The organism is Aneurinibacillus sp. REN35 (genome assembly GCF_041379945.2).
Taxonomy (GTDB): Bacteria; Bacillota; Bacilli; order Aneurinibacillales; family Aneurinibacillaceae; genus Aneurinibacillus.
Map to the genome: position 1 here is coordinate 593,708 of NZ_JBFTXJ020000001.1, position 20,075 is coordinate 613,782.

Annotated in this window: 16 protein-coding genes; 12 read left to right on the forward strand and 4 right to left on the reverse strand. The window is 47.6% G+C overall.

Annotated features, from left to right (window positions below):
- Positions 1–14 precede the first annotated feature (14 nt).
- The 3 genes from AB3351_RS02860 to proC all read left to right on the forward strand — a co-directional run bounded on the left by AB3351_RS02860 (position 15) and on the right by proC (position 4,275).
- Positions 15–1,976: an McrB family protein gene (locus AB3351_RS02860; RefSeq protein ID WP_371145603.1), complete on the forward strand. Its 1,962-nt coding sequence runs from the start codon at positions 15–17 to the stop codon at positions 1,974–1,976.
- Positions 1,963–3,192: an McrC family protein gene (locus tag AB3351_RS02865; protein ID WP_371145604.1), complete on the forward strand. Its 1,230-nt coding sequence runs from the start codon at positions 1,963–1,965 to the stop codon at positions 3,190–3,192. Before AB3351_RS02860 ends, AB3351_RS02865 begins: the two co-directional genes overlap by 14 nt.
- 240 nt (positions 3,193–3,432) lie before the next feature.
- Positions 3,433–4,275: a pyrroline-5-carboxylate reductase gene (gene proC / locus AB3351_RS02870; RefSeq protein WP_371145605.1), complete on the forward strand. Its 843-nt coding sequence runs from the start codon at positions 3,433–3,435 to the stop codon at positions 4,273–4,275.
- A 61-nt stretch (positions 4,276–4,336) separates the two neighbouring features.
- Here proC and putP read toward each other — a convergent pair whose 3' ends face one another.
- Together putP and AB3351_RS02880 are read right to left on the reverse strand one after the other, a co-directional pair.
- Entirely contained in the window at positions 4,337–5,833 is a 1,497-nt protein-coding gene (gene putP, locus AB3351_RS02875; protein ID WP_371145606.1) for a sodium/proline symporter PutP, read from the reverse strand.
- Between the two features lie 290 nt (positions 5,834–6,123).
- Positions 6,124–7,296: an MFS transporter gene (locus AB3351_RS02880; protein ID WP_371145607.1), complete on the reverse strand. Its 1,173-nt coding sequence runs from the start codon at positions 7,294–7,296 to the stop codon at positions 6,124–6,126.
- 273 nt (positions 7,297–7,569) lie between these two features.
- Between AB3351_RS02880 and AB3351_RS02885 the strand changes: the two genes are divergently transcribed.
- From AB3351_RS02885 to AB3351_RS02910, 6 genes are all read left to right on the forward strand, one after another.
- A complete protein-coding gene (locus tag AB3351_RS02885; protein ID WP_371145608.1) occupies positions 7,570–9,009 on the forward strand; it encodes an NAD-dependent succinate-semialdehyde dehydrogenase in 1,440 nt (479 codons plus the stop codon).
- Positions 9,010–9,144: 135 nt separating this feature from the next.
- Entirely contained in the window at positions 9,145–10,293 is a 1,149-nt protein-coding gene (locus tag AB3351_RS02890) for a zinc-dependent alcohol dehydrogenase (protein ID WP_371145678.1), read from the forward strand.
- A gap of 43 nt (positions 10,294–10,336) precedes the next feature.
- On the forward strand, positions 10,337–11,104 hold the full coding sequence (gene nagB / locus AB3351_RS02895; protein ID WP_371145609.1) for a glucosamine-6-phosphate deaminase: 768 nt from the start codon (positions 10,337–10,339) through the stop codon (positions 11,102–11,104).
- Positions 11,105–11,223: 119 nt separating this feature from the next.
- Positions 11,224–11,952 (forward strand): AlbA family DNA-binding domain-containing protein, encoded by a 729-nt coding sequence (locus AB3351_RS02900; protein WP_371145610.1) that lies wholly within the window; start codon positions 11,224–11,226, stop codon positions 11,950–11,952.
- 101 nt (positions 11,953–12,053) lie between these two features.
- Complete coding sequence (locus tag AB3351_RS02905) at positions 12,054–13,190, forward strand: CapA family protein (protein ID WP_371145611.1); 1,137 nt, start codon at positions 12,054–12,056, stop codon at positions 13,188–13,190.
- Positions 13,191–13,404: 214 nt separating this feature from the next.
- The gene (locus AB3351_RS02910) at positions 13,405–15,375 is read left to right on the forward strand and encodes a methyl-accepting chemotaxis protein (RefSeq protein WP_371145612.1); all 1,971 of its coding nucleotides are present in this window, start codon (positions 13,405–13,407) and stop codon (positions 15,373–15,375) included.
- Between the two features lie 69 nt (positions 15,376–15,444).
- Here AB3351_RS02910 and AB3351_RS02915 read toward each other — a convergent pair whose 3' ends face one another.
- The gene (locus AB3351_RS02915; RefSeq protein WP_371145613.1) at positions 15,445–16,683 is read right to left on the reverse strand and encodes a dicarboxylate/amino acid:cation symporter; all 1,239 of its coding nucleotides are present in this window, start codon (positions 16,681–16,683) and stop codon (positions 15,445–15,447) included.
- Between the two features lie 239 nt (positions 16,684–16,922).
- Here AB3351_RS02915 and AB3351_RS02920 point away from each other — a divergent pair, with 239 nt between their 5' ends.
- Complete coding sequence (locus tag AB3351_RS02920; RefSeq protein ID WP_371145614.1) at positions 16,923–17,699, forward strand: YheC/YheD family protein; 777 nt, start codon at positions 16,923–16,925, stop codon at positions 17,697–17,699.
- Positions 17,700–17,734: 35 nt separating this feature from the next.
- On the opposite strand, the gene AB3351_RS02925 is transcribed toward AB3351_RS02920, so the two are convergent.
- Positions 17,735–18,370 (reverse strand): uracil-DNA glycosylase, encoded by a 636-nt coding sequence (locus tag AB3351_RS02925; protein WP_371145615.1) that lies wholly within the window; start codon positions 18,368–18,370, stop codon positions 17,735–17,737.
- A gap of 169 nt (positions 18,371–18,539) precedes the next feature.
- On the opposite strand from AB3351_RS02925, the gene AB3351_RS02930 reads away from it, so the two are divergent.
- Together AB3351_RS02930 and AB3351_RS02935 are read left to right on the forward strand one after the other, a co-directional pair.
- Positions 18,540–18,671, forward strand: a complete 132-nt coding sequence (locus AB3351_RS02930) for a hypothetical protein (protein ID WP_371145616.1) — start codon at positions 18,540–18,542, stop codon at positions 18,669–18,671.
- A 100-nt stretch (positions 18,672–18,771) separates the two neighbouring features.
- The gene (locus AB3351_RS02935; protein WP_371145617.1) at positions 18,772–20,073 is read left to right on the forward strand and encodes an FAD-binding oxidoreductase; all 1,302 of its coding nucleotides are present in this window, start codon (positions 18,772–18,774) and stop codon (positions 20,071–20,073) included.
- Positions 20,074–20,075 lie beyond the last annotated feature (2 nt).

The following is a 20,075-nucleotide window of genomic DNA, read 5'->3' on the forward strand; positions in this document are numbered from 1 at the left end:
AGAGGGGGAGCCCCTTGCCAGAAGAACAGCTTACCGCATGGCTGCAGGCGTATCAAGCAGATGAGGTGAACCGCCTGCAGAATCACAGCATTGATGAGGCGCGCGCAGCGTTCCTCTCGCACTTTCATGAGCTAGAGAAGCTATGCCTAGGTGATCTGACGCTTGCACAGTTTAAGAAGGTGCTGGATCATAAAACAAAAAGCAAACATATGATTGACGGCAAGAAGATAAACATTTGGGGGTTCAGCGGTTTTTCCGGTCAAATGTTTTTTAATCAGATATACAATCAGACTGAGTATGCAGGAATGCTGGATGAGCTGACAGAAGCCCTGTGCAAGGCGGTTCAGATCCCAGCGCATGAAGAGAATGAATATGAATGGACCATTAAGAAATACAGCGATTTTGCATCAGTTATCTATCGGACACAAAAAGCAGCAATTGCCGGCGGGTACCCACCGCAAAAATGCGCATCCGTAAAATTTGCAACGTTTTTCCTCAGTTTTTTCTGGGGCCTGCAGGATTTGCGACGCTATCCTATCTTCTATAAAGCGGACCGGGATGCATTAAACTACTTCGGGTATGAGACATGTGATCGGGAGAAGCCGTTCGATAGTGCTGCCTATGTACGATTTGTCCGATGCCTCTGTGCGCTGCGTGGCAAGCTTGAAAAGATCAGCGGAGTTGCCTGGAGCCTGCCGGAAGTACAGCATTTTCTCTTTTATGTGTCGCGCCGTATGACAGAAGGGGAACAGGTTGAAGAGAATAGGGAAGGGACGCTGGAGGAATCTCGAACGGCGCAGCGCTTGATGCATCTTTTGCAAACCCATAATTTTATCGTATCGCATGCGCAAGAAGTAGATGCTGTGCAATACGGTCTATCCGAAGAATACAAGTCCAAAGTGATCTGGCGATTTGCTGGTACGCAGGGGGATCGTACGTATGCGTATGTATTCATTTGGGACGTGCCATCTGAATACATCTGTACCATTTATGAAGAGAATGAAGAGGGCTTTCTACGTAAGCTCTATACGATTGAAGTAGAGGATGAACGCACCTTCCTCTCCGCCCTTGATGCCCATCTCGGACGTAGGGAAGTCGAACATCGCTCTTATACGCTTGAGGATGCGGCAGCAGATACGTACCTTGATACAAAGACGCTTGCAGAGTGGCTTGATGTGCTGTATGAGAAGAAGCAGATGATCTTATACGGACCACCTGGTACAGGGAAAACCTACACGGCCAAGCGGCTTGCCAAAGTCATGGCACAAAGTGACAGCCGTATTTGCCTCGTTCAGTTTCATCCGTCGTACACGTATGAAGAATTCATTGAAGGGATGCGGCCTGAGATTGTAGAGGGAGAAGATGGAACTTCACACATGAAGGTGAACGTAAAGCCCGGTCTGTTTCTTGAACTATGCCAAGAAGCACTTAAGCAAGAGAATCGGGACCGCGCGTACGTACTCATTATCGATGAATTCAACCGTGCGAATACAGCCAAAGTATTCGGGGAATTGCTGTATGCGCTTGAATACCGCAATTCTTCCATCCCGCTGCCATATTCAAGGGATAAAATGATTGTGCCGGATAATGTGTATTTAATTGGTACGATGAATACGACGGACCGCTCGCTGGCTCAGCTTGATTTTGCGCTGCGCCGCAGATTTCCGGCTGTATATGTATCGGTGCGTGAAACGGAGCGAATTCTGCGCGCATATCTTCTTGAACACCATCCGGATATGATATGGATCGCAGAGTTGGTTCATCGGGCAAATAAGCAGATAAATCATCCGGATTTTTTCCTCGGTCATAGCTTTTTCATGAACAGAGGACTAACGGATGAGAAGTTTGCGCGCATCTGGAAATATGAGGTTCTTCCATATCTTGAAGAGTATTTTGCCTATGAGCCGGAGCGTCTTCGTGAGTACACACTCGATGCGCTGCTGGAGAGGGAGGGAGATACAGGTGAAGGACAGTAAGCCAATCTATCGTTTAAAGGAATATGAGACAGTAAGCGGACTTTCCTTATCTCCTGAGAGTGTGGCGATATTGCGTACGGAATTTCATCATGTCGTTACACTCCGCTCTGCTCCTATGGAGACATGGGATGTGATGGCATCGTCTTATATTGGCCGCATCGAACTTTCTGATGCGGCGATTTATATTATGCCTAAGGTTACAAGTGATACGGTATGGCATTGGCTTTCGGTCGCTTATGATATCTCTTCGCTTAGACTCCATCCCCCTTCTACACAGCTTGGGGAGTGGAGAGGAGATGTGGAATGGTTGGTTAAGGCCTTTATGAAGGAATGCGCCTCCATCGTTCGCAGTGGGCTGCGCAGCGGGTATGAGACACGCGTAGACTCTATGGAGAATGTGCGCGGCGCACTGCGCATCGCTCCAACTCTTGGCCATTGGATGAAGCAGGAGTACCACTTTGTTTGTGCATATGATGAGCCGACACGTTCTGTACCGGTGAATCGCCTGCTTTATGCCGGGCTGTACCACATGGCGCAGCGGGATTATCATGATGCAAGAGTTCGCCTAGAACTCTTGCGGCTTTGTGCTGCCTTTGCTCCAGAGAAGGGAGAGGAGCGGGACGTGGCAGAGAGAACCACGCCATCCGAGCAGCTTACGGCGCTTGCCCATCTTTCACGCACACACTTTACCAGATCCTATACCCAAGCATGTGCTTGGCTTGCCCTATACTGGCGTTCATGCGGGTTGTCTATGCATAAAGGAGAGGTACTGTATGACAGTTTTGTGCTGGATATGAACGAGCTTTTTGAGCGCTATGTTGCACTCCGCCTTCAGACCGCACTCTTGCAGCATGATATTGAAGTGATTGTGCAGCCGCATCATTGGCTCGGTGAAGAAGGACAGATTCGTATCGTGCCTGATTTGGTGCTGCGTCATCAATCAGGCGAAGAGATCGTGGTGGATACAAAGTATAAGCTTCGCACAGGGCAGGGTGAGAATGCGGATGTGTTTCAAATGCTTGCCTATTTGACCGCCCGCAGCTCCCGCTCCGGCGTTCTTGTCTACGCTGCAAGAGAGGAGAGGGTAGACAGGATTTTACATACGGATAAGACAATATACCGATGGAGTTTGGGGCTTGATGTACCCATGAATATAGAGGAACAGGAAGCGCATATGCGGCGGATGATCCAACGTTTGCTTGCGCTGTTTGTCTAAGATTCGAATACTGATTGCCGAGGACGAAAAAGAATGATATGAGTTAGTTGTAACGATAGATGGAGAGAAGGCATATGTTTTGTCATGTTCCTCTTCTCTTTTTTATTTGTAAAATTATAAAATGATTGATTTTTCACTAAAAGGCACAGAACGGTTGAAGTCTCTGCTCATCGTGGTACCATGAAAAGAGTAGCTCTACAGAAGGTAGTGAGGCTACTGTAACAAAAAAGGAGGCATTTGATGCTCAAAGACAAAACCATCATCTTTATCGGAGCGGGTTCGATGGCCGAGGCCATGATCGCCGGGATGGTGGCGCAGCAGAAGTTGATACCGCAACAGATTACAGCCGTCAATCGCAGCAACACAGACAGAAGGAAAAACCTCGCTGAGCAATATGGAATTCGTACGGCAGCGTTAGAAGATGCGAAGATCGCGGAAGCCGATGTTATCGTCCTGGCTGTCAAGCCGAAGGACGCGGAGAGTGTGCTTGAGGCAATCAAAGCGGACGTGCATTCTAAGCAATTGATCCTCTCGGTGCTCGCCGGCATCTCTTCAGCCTATATTGCTGAGATATTGACAGCTGAGCAGCCGGTAATCCGCGTGATGCCGAATACGTCAAGTACAATCGGTGAATCAGCTACAGCTATTGCGAAGGGCCAACATGCGGCGGCGGAACATATGGCGCTTGCTGAAGCGCTGCTTGATTCGATCGGTTCAGTAAACCGTATTGAAGAAGAACAGATGGATGTTTTTACAGGAATTGCAGGGAGCGGTCCAGCGTATATCTACTATCTTGTCGAACAGATGGAGAAAGCAGGGCAGGAGAACGGACTAGACGCCCGTCTTGCACGCGAGATTGCTGTGCAGACGATCTTCGGTGCAAGTCGAATGCTAATGGAGACCGATGAGTCCCCTGAAGCCTTGCGCAAAAAGGTGACATCGCCGAACGGCACGACTGCTGCGGGCCTTACCGCGCTTCAAGAAAATGGAGGCGGAGCAGCCATCAAGGCAGCTATTGAAAGTGCAGCAGCACGGTCGCGGGAACTCAGTGAAGAATTTGAGAAGCTTCCTGTTCGTTCGTAATTTATATACACGTAAAAAAAAGGAGGATTCCCAGCTATAGGGAATCCTCTTTTTTCTGATTTTATACGTTTGCGGAAGTACCGTTTTTCATTTCTTCAACCATGGTTTCTTCCATCTCTTCAAATGTATCTTGTACGGAAGCCTTCGGTTCTTTGGTCAGCAGGCTAACGATAATGACTGCGATTAGGCTGCTGAAGAAGCCGGGGATCATCTCATATAATGTATCAGACAGATCCATTTGTACCCATGTAATAACCGTGATGGCACCGACAATCATACCGGCAAGTGCGCCCCATTTCGTCATGCGCTTCCAATACAGACTTAGAAGAATGGCCGGTCCAAATGCCGAACCAAAGCCTGCCCATGCATACCCGACAAGTCCAAGAATGGTTTCACTGGCATTGAAGGCAAGTGAAATAGCAATGACTGCAATAAGCAGGACAGAGAGTCGTCCGATGAATACAAGCTCTTTATCGGTTGCGTTGCGGCGGAAGAACGCTTTATAGAAATCTTCTGTAACTGCGCTAGATGTGACCAAAAGCTGCGAAGAAATCGTACTCATAATCGCAGCGAGAATCGCCGCCAATAGAAATCCTGTAATTAACGGATGAAACAGAATATTGGAGAACTGGATAAAGACTGTCTCTGGATCAGTCAATTTCATATTATTTTTTGAATAGTAAGCGATACCAACCAGACCGGTGAACATCGCGCCAAGAATCGAGACAGCCATCCAGCCGATTCCAATCCGACGAGCTGGCTTTAATTCATTGACCGATGTAATAGCCATAAAGCGTACAATAATATGAGGTTGTCCAAAGTAGCCGAGTCCCCAGGCGAGGAACGAAATCACGCCGATAACGGATGTTCCTTTGAATAAATCAAGCAATGTTGGGTCAATGTTGCGAACTTCGCTAAACGTCGCCTGGAAACCGCCTACGTCTGTAAGCGCAACGATGGGAACGAGAATGAGGGCGATAAACATGATGCACCCTTGCACAAAGTCTGTCCAGCTTACCGCGAGAAAGCCGCCAAATAGTGTATAAGCGACAACGACGCCTGCTGTGACAAATAAGCCGATTTTATAATCAAGGCCGAATGAGCTTTCAAATAAGCGTCCGCCGGATACCATTCCTGCTGTACAGTAAAGCGTAAAGAACACAAGAATGACAGCGGCGGAAGTAAAACGGATGATTTTCGTACGGTCTTTGAAGCGATTTTCTAGAAAGTCAGGAATTGTAATGGAGTCATTAGCCACTTCGGTATACGTACGCAGACGTGGCGCGACTACAAGATAATTCACATACGCACCGATAAGCAGTCCTACTGCGATCCATGCGCTTGATAAACCTGTCGCATACATTGCGCCAGGAAGTCCCATCAGCATCCAACCACTCATATCAGAAGCACCGGCAGAAAGCGCGGTAACGCCAGGGCCTAAACCGCGCCCACCGAGCATGTAATCGGATAAATCCGATGTGCGGCGGTATGCCCAGTACCCGATAAAGAGCATAAGAGCCATGTAAACTGTAATTGAAATTAGTACTTGTACTTGCAAAATAAGCGTCTCTCCTTACATCAATGATTTAAGTGTATGGTGCATATCCGTTCTCACTCGATTTTGCTTACGAGTTACTACACTACCAGACGTTACCCGTGCATTCAAGGCGATCAAACTTGAATTTTCAGGCAATATAGTTAGCAGAACGATTGATATAACAAAGATGTAAGCGCTTACTAAAAATAGAAGAAGTAAAACTAATATGAATTTTCGTTCATGAATCAACCTACAGATATGGATAGAAAAGGAAGACCGCGACTCAGAAGAGAGCGCGGTCAGTGTAAAGCTCATATGGCTATAGTATTTTTTTGTTCTCGTTTCACATACAGCCTATACAGAATAAAGGCTAACGCTGAGATGATAAGACCTGATACGTACGGCAGCCCTATCTGCATTGAATAAAGCATACCGCCGATTGGAGGTCCGGCGATACGGCCCAATGAATCAAACGAGGACAACAGCCCGGTGGCGCTTCCCTGCCCGACTTCTGTCCGCTTCGTTATCAGAGCCGATACACTTGGGCGGATGACGCCATTTCCAAGGCCGAAGATCGTCAGGAAAATCGCAGCCGTCGTAAAGCTATTTGTAAAAAGAATGAGACCAAAGCCAATGGCTGATACGACAAGCCCCATCTGTATTACTGCGCCTTCCCCGAATTTTTTGGTTAGCCGGCCGACGAGTCCTCCCTGGACTACTGCTCCGGCAAGCCCCATAATCATAAAAATATACCCAAGATTGGTAGTGCCAATCCCCGCCCGATCGAATGCAAAATAAGCGAAGGTTGCTTCTAAGCCTGCAAGTGAGAAGGAAACAAACAATTGCAGAACATACAGAACAGAGGTCGGACCGCTGAACGCTTTCCAGCGCGATTCCTTCGTCTTGCTAGAAGATTGGATGCGCTTCTCTTTCGGCAGCGATTCCTTAAGAACAAATAAGACGAAGAACACTGTAATCGCTGATACGATCCCAGCAATAAGAAAAGGTGTACTTAGGCTGTTCTTGGAAAATATACCGCCAATAGCCGGACCAAAAATAAATCCAAGTCCAACAGCTGCGCCGATGATGCCCATTCCTTTTCCCCGATCTTCCGGGGTTGTAATGTCGGCTACATACGCCATAGTTGTCGGCATATTGGCCGATGAAAGAAACCCAGCAAGAATGCGGGCTGCAAAAAGCATCCACAACTCATCTGAGAATGCGAATAGGAAAAAGGACAGTGAAAGTCCTGTAATACCAATTAGCATAACGGGCTTGCGACCGATCCGATCCGAGATACTGCCCCACATCGGAGCGAATAATAGCTGCATAAGCGAATATACCGCCATTAGCCATCCAAGCTGCGCCGGCGTAGCGCCCACTTGTTCAGCGAAGAAAGGAAGAACCGGAATGATGATGCCAAAACCTACCATGACAAGAAACATTACAGCAAATAAAACAGGGAGTGCTTTCTTATTCTCCATATAATACACCTCATTATCTATCCGTCCGTAAACGCGTAAGTTTTAATCAATCTGACTGTGATTATACGACTTTCCTACTTGAATAGTCAAGTGTGACTAAGGTAGAAAAGATGTGTTTATTCCCATTATTTTGATGCTGTATGCATGTCTGATGTGCTGCTTCTGAGGAAAAAATTGAAAATGCGGCAGGAAGCAAGCTATAGGATAGAGAAGGTTGAAGTTGGGATAAGCCCGGATTCCGGCTTATGAAATCTAGTAGTGGGGTGAATCAGAATGCAAAAGTATCAACTGTTTATTAACGGAGAATGGCAAGATGCAATCTCAGGTGATGTATACGATGTCGTAAACCCAGGTACAGGTGAAGTAGTAAGCGTAGCACCGTATGGAGACGAACGCGATACGGCCAAAGCAATTGAGGCAAGTCATACGGCCTTTAAAGAGTGGGCTGCTACACCTGCGCCAGAGCGGGCAGCCATTATGGTTCGCATGTATGAGTTGATGCAGAAGCAGCAAGAAGAACTGGCTCGAATGATTTCGCTGGAGATGGGCAAGCCGATTCGGGAATCGCGCGGTGAGGTAAAGATTGCCGCTGACTATGTGTTGTGGAATGCCGAAGAAGCTAAGCGTGTATATGGCACGACAATCCCGGCGGGTATGAAGAATAAGCGTCTGCAGGCAATCCGTCAGCCGGTGGGACCAGTGGGGGCCATTACCCCTTGGAATTTCCCGTTGTCAATGGTGACGAGGAAGATTGCACCTGCGCTTGCCGCCGGATGCACAGTTGTATTCAAGCCGGCCAGCCAAACGCCCGGAAGCGCGGTACAGTTCTTCAAAATTGCGGAAGAGGCAGGAATGCCAAAAGGTGTCATCAATCTTGTGATTGGAAGTTCGAGCAAAATTGGTCATGCACTGCTTACCGATAAGCGTATCCGTAAAATTACCTTTACCGGCTCTACAGAAATCGGTAAAGAATTGATGAAGCAGGCGGCGGATCAGGTGAAGCGTGTCTCGATGGAGCTTGGCGGTCATGCTCCGCTCATCGTATTTGAGGATGCGGATCTTGATAGGGCGGTAGATGGAGCGATTGCGAGCAAATTCCGCAATAGTGGACAAACATGCATTTGCGCCAACCGCATTTATGTTCATGAGTCGATTGAAGAAGAATTTACGAAGCGCTTTACACAAAAAGTAGAGGCGATGAAAATCGGCAACGGACTAGAAGAAGATGTGGAGCTTGGGCCGGTGATCGACCAATCTGCGGTGGAGAAGGTTAAAAGCCATGTAGAGGACGCGGTAAGGAAGGGTGCGCTTGTTGCAACAGGCGGACGCGAGTATACGCCAGAGGGTGGGGAGAAAGGCTTCTTCTATGCGCCGACCATCCTGACAAATGTAAATGATGCGATGTTGATTTCGCATGAAGAAACCTTTGGGCCAGTCGCTCCGGTATTTACATTCCGCACAGACGAAGAAGCGATCGAGAAAGCCAATAATACGTTGTATGGCCTGGCTGCATACTTCTTTACAAAGGACCTGTCACGGGCGACACGCGTAGCCGAAGCGCTTGAATACGGGATTGTTGGTGTTAATGACGCGGTACCGACCACTGTCCAGGGGCCGTTTGGCGGTATGAAAGAAAGCGGGATGGGACGTGAAGGTGGTCCAGACGGATTAGCTGACTTCCTTGAAACGAAGTTTATCTCCACTGTTATTTAATCATTATTAGGATAAGAAGAAAAGCGCCTCCGGAATGGGGCGCTTTTCTTACTTTGCAAGAATGGGGTTTAGAGGAGGAGGGGAAACGGGAAGATAAAAGCGTGTGCTTCCAATTTTGGAAAAGGAGAGGATATGATGAAAGCAGTAACATACAATGGTGTGCAGGATATGAAAGTACGGGACGTGCCGGATGCGTATTTGAAGAATACAGACGATATTCTTGTACGTATTACAACGACAGCCATTTGCGGCTCGGATCTTCACCTCTACCACGGACGTATTCCGGGACTGCCGGAAGGTTCGGTTATTGGACATGAACCGATGGGGATCGTAGAAGAGGTCGGTCCGGATGTAACCCGTGTTAAAAAAGGCGATCGGGTCGTTATTCCGTTTAATATCTCTTGTGGTCAATGCTTCTTCTGCCAAAATCATATGGAAAGCCAGTGCGATAATTCGAATGAGAATAATAATGGAGACACAGGTGCGTATTTTGGTTATTCGGAGACATTTGGCGGCTATCCCGGCGGTCAAGCAGAGATGCTGCGTGTGCCGTATGGTAACTTCATGCCGTTTGTCATCCCGGAAGACTGTGAGCTTGAAGACGAGAAGCTTTTGTTTCTATCTGATGTCATCCCTACCGCATACTGGGGAGTTAAGAATGCAGGTGTAAAACCGGGGGACACGGTCATTGTGCTCGGTTCCGGACCTGTGGGACTGCTCACGCAAAAATTCGCTTGGATGGAAGGGGCAGAGCGGGTGATTGCTGTAGATCCGGTAGAATACCGTCTGGTTCATGCCAAGCGTGTCAATGATATTGAGCCCGTTATCTTTGATACGACGAATGAAAAAGCGGTCGGCATGTATCTTAAAGAGATGACAAAGGGTGGAGCCGATGTGGTGATTGACTGTGTCGGCATGGATGGCAAGATGTCCACAGTAGAAAAAGTAAGCTCGGCACTCAAACTGCAAGGCGGTAGTTTAGGTCCGATTACGGTTGCCAGCCAAGCGGTGCGCAAGTTTGGTACGGTGCAGCTTATCGGTGTCTACGGTTCAATAATGAACATGTTCCCGCTTGGAGACTTTTTCTCTCGCAATATATCAGTGAAGATGGGACAAGCGCCTGTTATCCACTATATGCCGGAGTTGTATGAGAAAATAAAAAAGGAAGAATTTGATCCTTCACACATTATTACGCATACGCTGCCGCTTGCGGAAGCGGAGCACGGCTATCGCGTGTTTGACCAAAAAGAGGAGGATTGTATTAAAGTAATCCTCAAGCCATAATCTCCTTTGCATATATGCAATGAGGTGAATGAGGTGATAGAAGATGATAGGTAGAATAGAAGAAGATTATACGACGCTCAGTCAAGCGGCTGCGCGGCATGTATATGAACGGATTCAGAAGAGAAGCCGTATCACGCTTGGTCTTGCTACGGGTGATACGCCGCTTGGGCTGTACCGTGAACTTCTGCGCCTGCATCAAGAGCACCCAATCAATACAGGGATGCTTACAACTTTTAATTTGGATGAATACGTCGGTGAAGCGCCGGGTTCGCCACACAGTTACCGCTACTATATGAATAAGCATCTATTTGTTCCCCTTGGCATCCCGCTTGCACAGACGCATGTGCCAAATGGGCTTGCACCTAATATTGAAGCTGAATGTGAGCGATATGAGGTAAGTATTGAGACGTGCGGAGGTGTGGACCTGCAGATTCTTGGCGTCGGCCGGAATGGGCATATTGGGTTCAATGAGCCGGGAACATCACTTGACAGTTATACGCATGAAGTGGCGCTATCACCATCAACGCGTGAGGCGAATGCCAAGCATTTCGGCTCCATTGCGAATGTACCGCACAGTGCCATCACAATGGGGATCGCCAGCATTTTGCGCGCGCGTGAGATTCTTTTGCTGGCAAGCGGTCGACAAAAGGCGGAAGCTATGCGCCACTTGTTTGAAGGTGACACAGTTACAAACGACTGGCCGGTCACGGTGCTCAAGAAGCACCCGGCTGTATATGTGCTGATGGATAAGGATGCCATAGCGATGCTCTCAGATGAAACGATTGAAAACCTTATCTCCTATTCTCGTTAAAACCGCCGGTTGATCTGGCGGTTTTTTCTTTGGGTGAAGGAGTTGACGAGACAAAATAGAATAGATGAAGAGGTATGAAAAATAATAGAGAACCGACAAGGAAGAGGGATTTGTAACCGATGTTCTATGAAGAAATACAGCCGCAGAAGCTAAAAGACTTTCTTAATGATCCAACGCATGAAACATTCCGGGATCTTCTTTTGCATAATACGGGAGAAACCGATTTTTTAGATTTTAAGATGAAATGGATTGATCTGACAAAGCTGGCCAAGCATATTCTTGCCATCGCGAATTCCGGGGGAGGCTGTATCATTGTCGGCGTCAGTCAAAAAAGTGATGGAAGCACTTCGGCTGATGGGTTAGCGCCGAATGATTTTCTTGATAAGGCAGATGTAGATAATAAGCTAGATAACTATCTGCCTAACTGGCTTACGTATCGTACGGAGGACTTTATTTATGATCATAAGGAAAAGGGTGTGCTCTCAGGGAAAAGGTTTCAAGTTCTATTGATTGACTATGATCCGAAATATGTTCCATATACATCAATTATCAGCCGTGGCGAGCTTCGCTATGGGGCTATCTATATTCGGCAGGGTACGAAATCGCTGGAGGCATCAAATGAGAATCTGGTAGAGATGATTCTGCGCAAAGTTAAATCCGGCGGCTCTTATACGACAGAACTTAGTCTTCAGGAACATTTGACACAGCTTAAGCAATTGTACTATGAGCGAAGCAAGCAGTCGGATGAAGATTATGAGCGGTTTATTGAAGATATGATTTGGCGCAAACAGCAGCGGATTGAGCAAATTCTTGATATTGCCCGGCTGAAAGAGGATATGCTGCTGTAATCCATGCATGTCGAAATATCACGGAAAAAAAAGGTTGTGTTCTTCGTCATCCTTCCATACCATCTATAGAGGGAAAAAATAGATCGGTATGGGGGAACATAGTGAAAAAATTACAGCGGATGTCGCTTTTGATTATGATATCCATCACGATATGCACGGTAGCGTTGTATGCTGCTTCGGCTTCGATTATGAAGACATCAAAACCAGTACTTTCGCAAAACATAGAGGTGGCGGCACCAAAGAAGCAAACTGCTGTACAGCCGAATGTAGCAGCGGCATCACCCATAACGCTAAAAAAATCGTCGGCTGATATTACCGTAAGTGCTGTGGGAGATGTCACAATCGGTACCGATGAGAGCTTTGCTTATGCGGGAAGCTTTCCGCAGGAAGTGGAGAAAAACGGCTATGCCTATTTTGGTAAGCATATCAAAACGATCTTTACACAAGATGACCTTACGATTGCGAATTTGGAGACGACGCTGACGACGGCGAAAGCGAAAGCAGCTAAAAAATTCCGTTTTAAAGGTGCGCCGGAATATGCGCGTATCCTTACTCTATCGGGAATTGATACAGTCAATCTAGCGAACAATCATACGCATGATTATCTGCAGAGAGGATATGAGGATACACGGCGAACGCTTAAGCAATATGGCATTGGTTATTTTGGTTATACGACGATGTATGTGAAGGAAATAAAAGGGGTATCCGTTGGGATGCTTGGGTATGAAGGATGGGAGAATACGGTGAAGCTGCGGCGCACCATTGCCACAGATATTGAGAAGCTGCGTCAAAAGGGTGCGCACATCGTCATTGTTAGTTTTCACTGGGGAGTGGAGCGAAGCAATCATCCGAATGCGGCACAGAGAGGGTTGGGCAGGCATGCGATTCAGGCGGGAGCTGATCTTGTATTGGGGCATCATCCGCACGTCATACAGGGGATTGAACAATATAACGGCAAATATATTGTATATAGTCTAGGTAACTTTATGTTTGGGGGAAATCGCAATCCTTCGGATAAAGATACGTTTATCTTCCAGCAAACCTTTCATGTACGGGAAGGAAAGCTTGCCGATATAAGAGAGATTCGGCTGATCCCGGCGTCCATTTCTTCGGTAAAGGAGCGGAACAACTATCAGCCGCTGCCGCTTTCCGGTGCGGAAGGGAAGCGAGTGCTCGCCCGCTTGAAGAAATATACGAACCATGTAGGCGCCTTTGATTGGCGTGCTGTACGGGAGTAGTGAAATATACGCTTTTTCGTTAATGCGCAGCGGCATTTTAGATGCTTCTGCGCATTTTGTATTGTAAAGGTTATGAATACAGTAATAATGACTCCTTATTGTAATCGACGCAATGCTAATTTGCATTGTGTTTACACAGTTTTCCAGTGAATACCTTGGCATGGAGATTGCTAAGTAAAAAGTCTGACAAAAAGATAAACAAGGGAGTTTGATTATGAGGAAATGGTTGCATCTATCCATTAAAAAACGTTTGAACCTTGCTTTTTTGATTCTGCTTCTCATTCCGAGCTTGGCAATCGGTATGTTTTCATATAATACCGCCCGGCAAAAAGTACAGGATCAGGTGCTTGGACAGACACAGGGGAACATAGAACTGCTAAATCAACTGGTCACAAGGTTGGTAGAGCCTCATCTGGAAAACGTTTCCCTTCTCGCAGAAAATATACATGCAGGGATGTATCAAGGGCGACAAAGTCCGCAGATAATGGCGATCGTCCATCAATTTCAACGCCTTCACCCGGAAGTAGAGGCTGCCTATGTTGGCACGGAAGCTGGCTTTCTTATTATGGACGGTTCAGAGAAACTTCCGGCTGATTATGATACGAGGAAACGCTCATGGTATCAGCAGGGGAGAAGCGGAGGAGATAAGCCTGTAATTACTGATCCGTATGTAGACATGACCACAGGTAAAATTGTTGTCAGCCTGCTTAAGAAGACAAAGGATGGCTCCGGTGTTGTCGGGATTGATTTAAGCCTAGGGAAACTTGGCGAGATTACAGGTTCCGTCAAAATTGGTAAACAGGGCTATGCGTTCATTGTAGACCGGCAGAAAAAGGTGCTTGTTCATCCGTACGTAAAGCATGGTGCTGATGCACCAAAAGACATTGTACAGCACTTATTCAGTACATCGGCCGGAAGGTATGATATGGGAAGCGGCGAACAGCTTACAAAGAACTTTTTTATTACAAATGAAACAACGGGCTGGAAAATCGGCGGAACGATCGGCATGGAAGAGGTGGATACAGAAGCCCGTCCGATTTTTCTAACAACAATGATTGTGATTGCTGTCGCGCTGTTCCTGGGCGGAATTATGGTATATTTTGTGATCCGTTCCATTACCCGTCCTCTGCGCCTGCTGGATCATGCGTCTGAGGTTATTAGCAGCGGTAACTTGACAGAGCGTGTATCTCTTGCGTCTACTGATGAGCTTGGTCACTTAGGTAAGCGTTTTAATCAGATGGGAGAATCTCTACAGCATGTATTACACGATGTAAGAGAAAAGGCTGAGCTTCTTGCCGCATCTTCTGAAGAACTCATGCAGGGGGCGCAGGAAACGAGTCATGCTGTTGGGCATGTATCGACTACGATACAGGAAATTGCGGCAGGATCTGAACAGCAGGTGCAAAGTGTAGAAGATACCTCGGCTACAGTTACTCGCATGTCAGAATCCATGCAGCAAATCGCACAGCATGCGCAGCAGACATCCGCAACCGTAGCGGAGGCATCGACAACTGCCTCGCATGGGAACGAGGCGATCCAACTGGCGATTCAGCAGATGCAGCTGATCCATGAAAAAATCAGCGGATTGTCTGATACGATTAAAAATCTAGATGGACGCTCGCGAGAGATTGAGAATTTCGTAGACATTATCACAGGCATTGCCAGTCAGACGAATCTATTGTCGTTAAATGCCGCAATTGAAGCGGCTCGGGCAGGAGAGCAGGGCCGGGGATTTGCCGTCGTTGCAGATGAGGTGCGTCAGCTAGCTGACCAATCCTCCCAATCTGCGCGTCACATTACTGCACTTATTCAGACGGTGCAGCAGGAAACAAGAATGGCGGTTGCTTCTATGGAGGATGGAGTGCAGGAAGTGAAAAAAGGGATGGATGCGGTACATGCAGCCGGGCAATCATTCCAGACCATTCATGAATCGATTGACCATGCAGCCGAACAGGTATATGAGGTCTCCGCTTCCGTTCAGACGATAACTGCCGGCGCAGAAGTCATTACAGCCTCGATCCATACAATTTCAGAGATTGCGGAAACATCTGCAGCCAGCATGCAGGGAGTCTCCGCTACAACGGAGGAACAACTTGCTTCGATGGAAGAAATATCGACTTCGGCTGAAGCACTTGCCCGGATGGCCGAGGAACTTGAAGGCATGCTAAAACGATTTACATTATAGTAGAGCACAAAAAAACGGCATTCCTTGCAATGATTCGCATAGGAAATGCCGTTTTTTCTTTGTTTGCTTTTATACGGAAAGCTTCTCTGTCTGCTTGGCGATCCACTGCCGTCCCTCTGTCATGCGTGCAACGAGCATGCTGCATACATTATCTCCTGTTGCATTCAGCATGGTTGCGGGCGGGTCAATAATCGTACTGATCGCTGCGATAATGGGCAGTGCTTCTGGTGGAAAGCCGTACAGGGAGATAATGAGCATCTCGCCGATCATGCCCCCGCTTGGGATTGCTCCCATAACCGTGCCGCAGAGAATCGCTACCAGTACGGCGCTTGCCAGTGTGCCGAACCCGGAGAAGTCCATCTCGAACACACCGAACAGGAAGGCGATCTTCAAAATACCACCAAGCACCGAGCCATCCTTATGAATGGCTGCCCCAAGAGGCACCACCGTCTCGCGTATGTCGGCAGGCACGCCCATCGCCCGGGTTGCTTCCAAATTGGCCGGGATAGAGGCAGCGCTACTGCAGGTTGCAAGAGAAGTCGCTGTCGGTGATAGCATATTGCGCCAGAATATAGAGACACCGCGTCGCTTGCCTGCCATATATGCATATAGCGTAAAGGCCGCTGCAAAATAAATAAAGGCTGCCGGATAATAAATGGCTGCGGCACGGAAATAATCACCGAGCAGGGTGGGACCGAATTCTCCGATCAACGACGCGAAATAAGCGCCAAGTCCAATAGGTGCATAGAGCATAATAAGCGAGACAAGCTTCATCATTACCTCTGCACCGGAAGCAAGAAAAGCGGCGAACGGCTTGGCCTTTTCACCTGTAAAGGAAGCTGCGAGGCCAACGAGAACGGAAAAGAAAATCAGTGCGAGCATATTTTGGCGGGAGAGCAGTTCTCCGAAGTCGGGAACAGACAGCATCTGAACCACCTGATCACCGAGTGAGACGTGCTCGATTGCCTGATCCGGCTTGATGAGCGGGATTGTAACACCTTGTGCAGGCGGAATAACCTTTACAATAACAATCATGACAACGGCAGCAATAGCGCCTGTAAATAGAAATGTCATAAGCATCGATGACATAATTTTGCTAAGACGCTTCACCCCATTCATCGCCGCAATGGATGAAGCAATCGTAAAGAATACGAGCGGAACGACCACCGTAAACATCAGATTCAAAAAAATATCACCGAGCGGCTTTAGTACGACGGCATCCTTCCCAAGCACATATCCGATTATACCTCCGATAAGAATCGAAGCAAGCAGAATGAGCGGAAAGCGATATGCTTTTAGCACATGCATAAGTAGATCCTCCTTATAGGGTATGTCCGTATAAACAGACACGAAAAAATGCCGTCCTATCAGACGGCAGGTCTTCCTGGAAAGATTTATGTACAAACAAAAATATTATAGTCAATGCAGAGAAAATAGGCAATACCACAAAGACGATAGAGTAGAAGGGAGCTGCCCGCTCTTTTACTAGCGGCTTGGCATAAGATAGAGAGAAACGAAGTATTTATTTTAGTAGAGTGGGTGAGGAGATGAGAAAGAGACACGCAGGACAGCTAAAGATGGGAAAATGGGAGTTGTGGAACTTTTTTGCTGAAGAAGAAATGATCCGTCCCTATTTGCCATTAACCGCGATTTTCTCTATGCAGACACTACGTTCGTATCTTACGATGTATGCGCTGGTATTTGTGAAGCCGGATAGGGGGCGCGGCGGGCGTGGAGTCGTGAAGATATGGCGGGGGAAGAACGGCGAGTATGCTTTCGTTCGAGAGAGGGGCAGTATAACGCGCTGTAAAACGATAGAGACGCTATACCGAAGACTTACGCAGGGAATCCATCCAGGTGCGCGTTATATCATTCAGCAGGGCATACGCCTGCCTACATTAAGAGGCAGGCCCTTCGATATTCGTCTAACGATGATGCGGGTGAATGGCTGTTGGAAATACGTCGGTGCACTAGCAAGAGTGGCGGGACCTGACAGTGCGATTACGAATATTGCCCGCGGCAGGGGTAATGTCGCTGAAGTACGGCAGACGCTTAAGAAATCGCTTGGGATACGTGATCATGCGCTTGTCGCGTTAGAAGACGAGATGAAAGAGTTAGGACATAAAGTATGCGAAAGATACGATGAGCTTCATACGTATTGGCAGGTCGGGCTTGATCTAGCGGTCGATATACATCAGAAAATATGGATAATCGAAGAGAATACAGTAGTTGATCAATCTTTATTTGCCCGGTTAAAAGATCAATCCATGTACCGTGATATGCAGCGTATTACAAGAGCGCGAACGCTGAATGAAGGACGGTGATAGAAGTGCAAGAGCCTTCCGATGAACCGGAAGGCTTACTTGTGTAGAATCGTACGAAGTGTGGCAAGGTCTTCATAAATCTCAGACCGAAGCTTGTGATTGTAGAAGATAGAGGCAGGATGATAGGTTGGAAACACATCATAGGAGCGATTGGTATACGAATATGTCGTTGTCTCCATATCGTCAAGCATAAGAATCGGTGAATGGAGCAGTGTGCCATGAACAGCGGAGATCTTATCGTGTTTTCCAAGTAGCCGCTGCAGAGCAATGTTTCCCATCGTTACAATCAATTTCGGTTGAATGGTCTTGATTTGATAATCGAGCAGCGGAGCATGGGCGAGAATCTCCTTTTGATTGGGTGTGCGGTTAGCCTTGCGGCGAATAATGCTTCCATCCTTCGCTGTTTTTACTTCGAACTTATACGGGCGGCTGCGAACGGCGCTTGTAATGAAGATCTCATCCCGACGCACGTCAAGATAAGCAAGGAATTCATCAAGCACAGCACCGGCACGGCCTGTAAAAGGCTTGCCATTCTCGATCTCGGTTGCCCCTGGTGCTTCGCCTATCAGCATAAAAAGTGGATCGTCTGGTCCCATTCCCCATACGAAACCCTCGCAGGCGTATGGCTCTATTCTTTTCATACATTGTTCAATCAACCATTCACGATGCATAAGCCCCTCCTTTTTCTATCAGGCATACATAGGTATCATACCCAAAATATGCACGTATATTATGGAGTAAAATGACATAACGTTTACTTTTTTCCTTTCCTTTGCTATAATAAAAATAATTATTTGATAATATAAAATTTTCTGTTTTGTATGAAGGGAGACGTTTACCGTGAGTGAAACGTACAGACACATTGTCATCAAGAAAGAAGGCAAGGTCGTCGAGTCGTACATTCAGAGGGTAGAGAGTACACATAAAGACAGAGAAGAAGAGCGGAAGAAGCAGGCGGAGACACATAAATAATTTGCATGGCAGCATGCACATACAGAAAGGCCGTTGGCATCCCACCGACAGCCTTTTGTTGTTGTATGCCTCTTAGATGATCCAAAAAAGGGGGAGCGAAATGGTAGATAAAGGACTCATCCTTGAAGAGTGTTTGATCGAAACACCACACACTGCTCATCCGCTTGGGAATAGCGGCCGTTATACGGTGTTTCCTCATAGTGAAGATGAGATCATCCAGATTCTTCAGCATGCCAAGCGACAGGGGATGACGGTCATTCCAATAGGAGGTGGGACAAAGCGCGGCTGGGGTGGCGTGGAGGAGACAGCGGATATCATGCTTTCTCTTGCGAACTACACGGGAATTGTTGATTACTCTTCCGGGGATATGGTTGTTACCGCGCGAGCCGGTACCAAGCTGGCGGTGCTGCAGGAGCATGCAGCTAAATACGGACAGAAGCTCCCGCTTGATCCGGCATGGCCAGCGTATGCTACGATGGGTGGGATTGTGGCAGCAGCAGACAGCGGACCGAAGCGGCTGCGCTACGGTTCAGCCCGGGACCATGTGATTGCAATGCGGGTCATCTATCCGGAGGGCACCGTGATGCGCACCGGAGCAAAGGTTGTTAAGAATGTAGCCGGATACGATATGAATAAGCTTTTTATCGGCTCGATGGGAACATTAGGTGTGATCAGCGAAGTGTCATGTAAACTGCGTCCGTTTCCGAAAGCAGAGAGTTTACTTTTGCTCTCCTTTTCCGAAGAGAAATGGCAGGAGATGAAGGAGTTGCTCCGTCTTTTGCTAGATTCGATGCTAGAGCCGGTCGCCCTTGAACTGCTTACGCCAGCGCTCACCCAACGTTTAGGAAGAGAGCCTTCCTATATGTTGGCGCTTGCCTTTGAAGATGTGCCGAGTGCTGTACATTATCAGGAAAGGTGGGTGTGTGATCGGCTCTCGCAAGCAGGCGATGTAGATATCCTGCGTGATGAAGCGGCACAAGCATGGTGGGAAGCATTCGCTTGTCTCTCCCCGCACGGAGCGGAAGATGTAGGATCTGAGGTGCGGATCGCAGTGAAAATCGCAAGCAAAAACACAGTGATTCCTGAGATGATAAAGGCGTGTCATATCATGGGACAGCAGATGAATGTTCGCCTTGAAGCGCATGGAGGATTGGGTCATGGCTTATCACAGGTATATCTTGAAGGAAGAGAAGAGGATATGCTTGCCTGTGTGCTAGAAATTCGCCGCCTAACTCATAAGATGGGCGGTCACGCGATTGTTCGCCATGCTCCGCTTTCTTTTCGCCGCCGTCTGGATGTATGGGGGGATGCGCCTGCATATATGCCGCTGCTTGAAGGGATTAAGCGTACGATAGACCCGGACCGTATGATAAATCCAGGCCGATTTATAGGAGGAATTTAAAT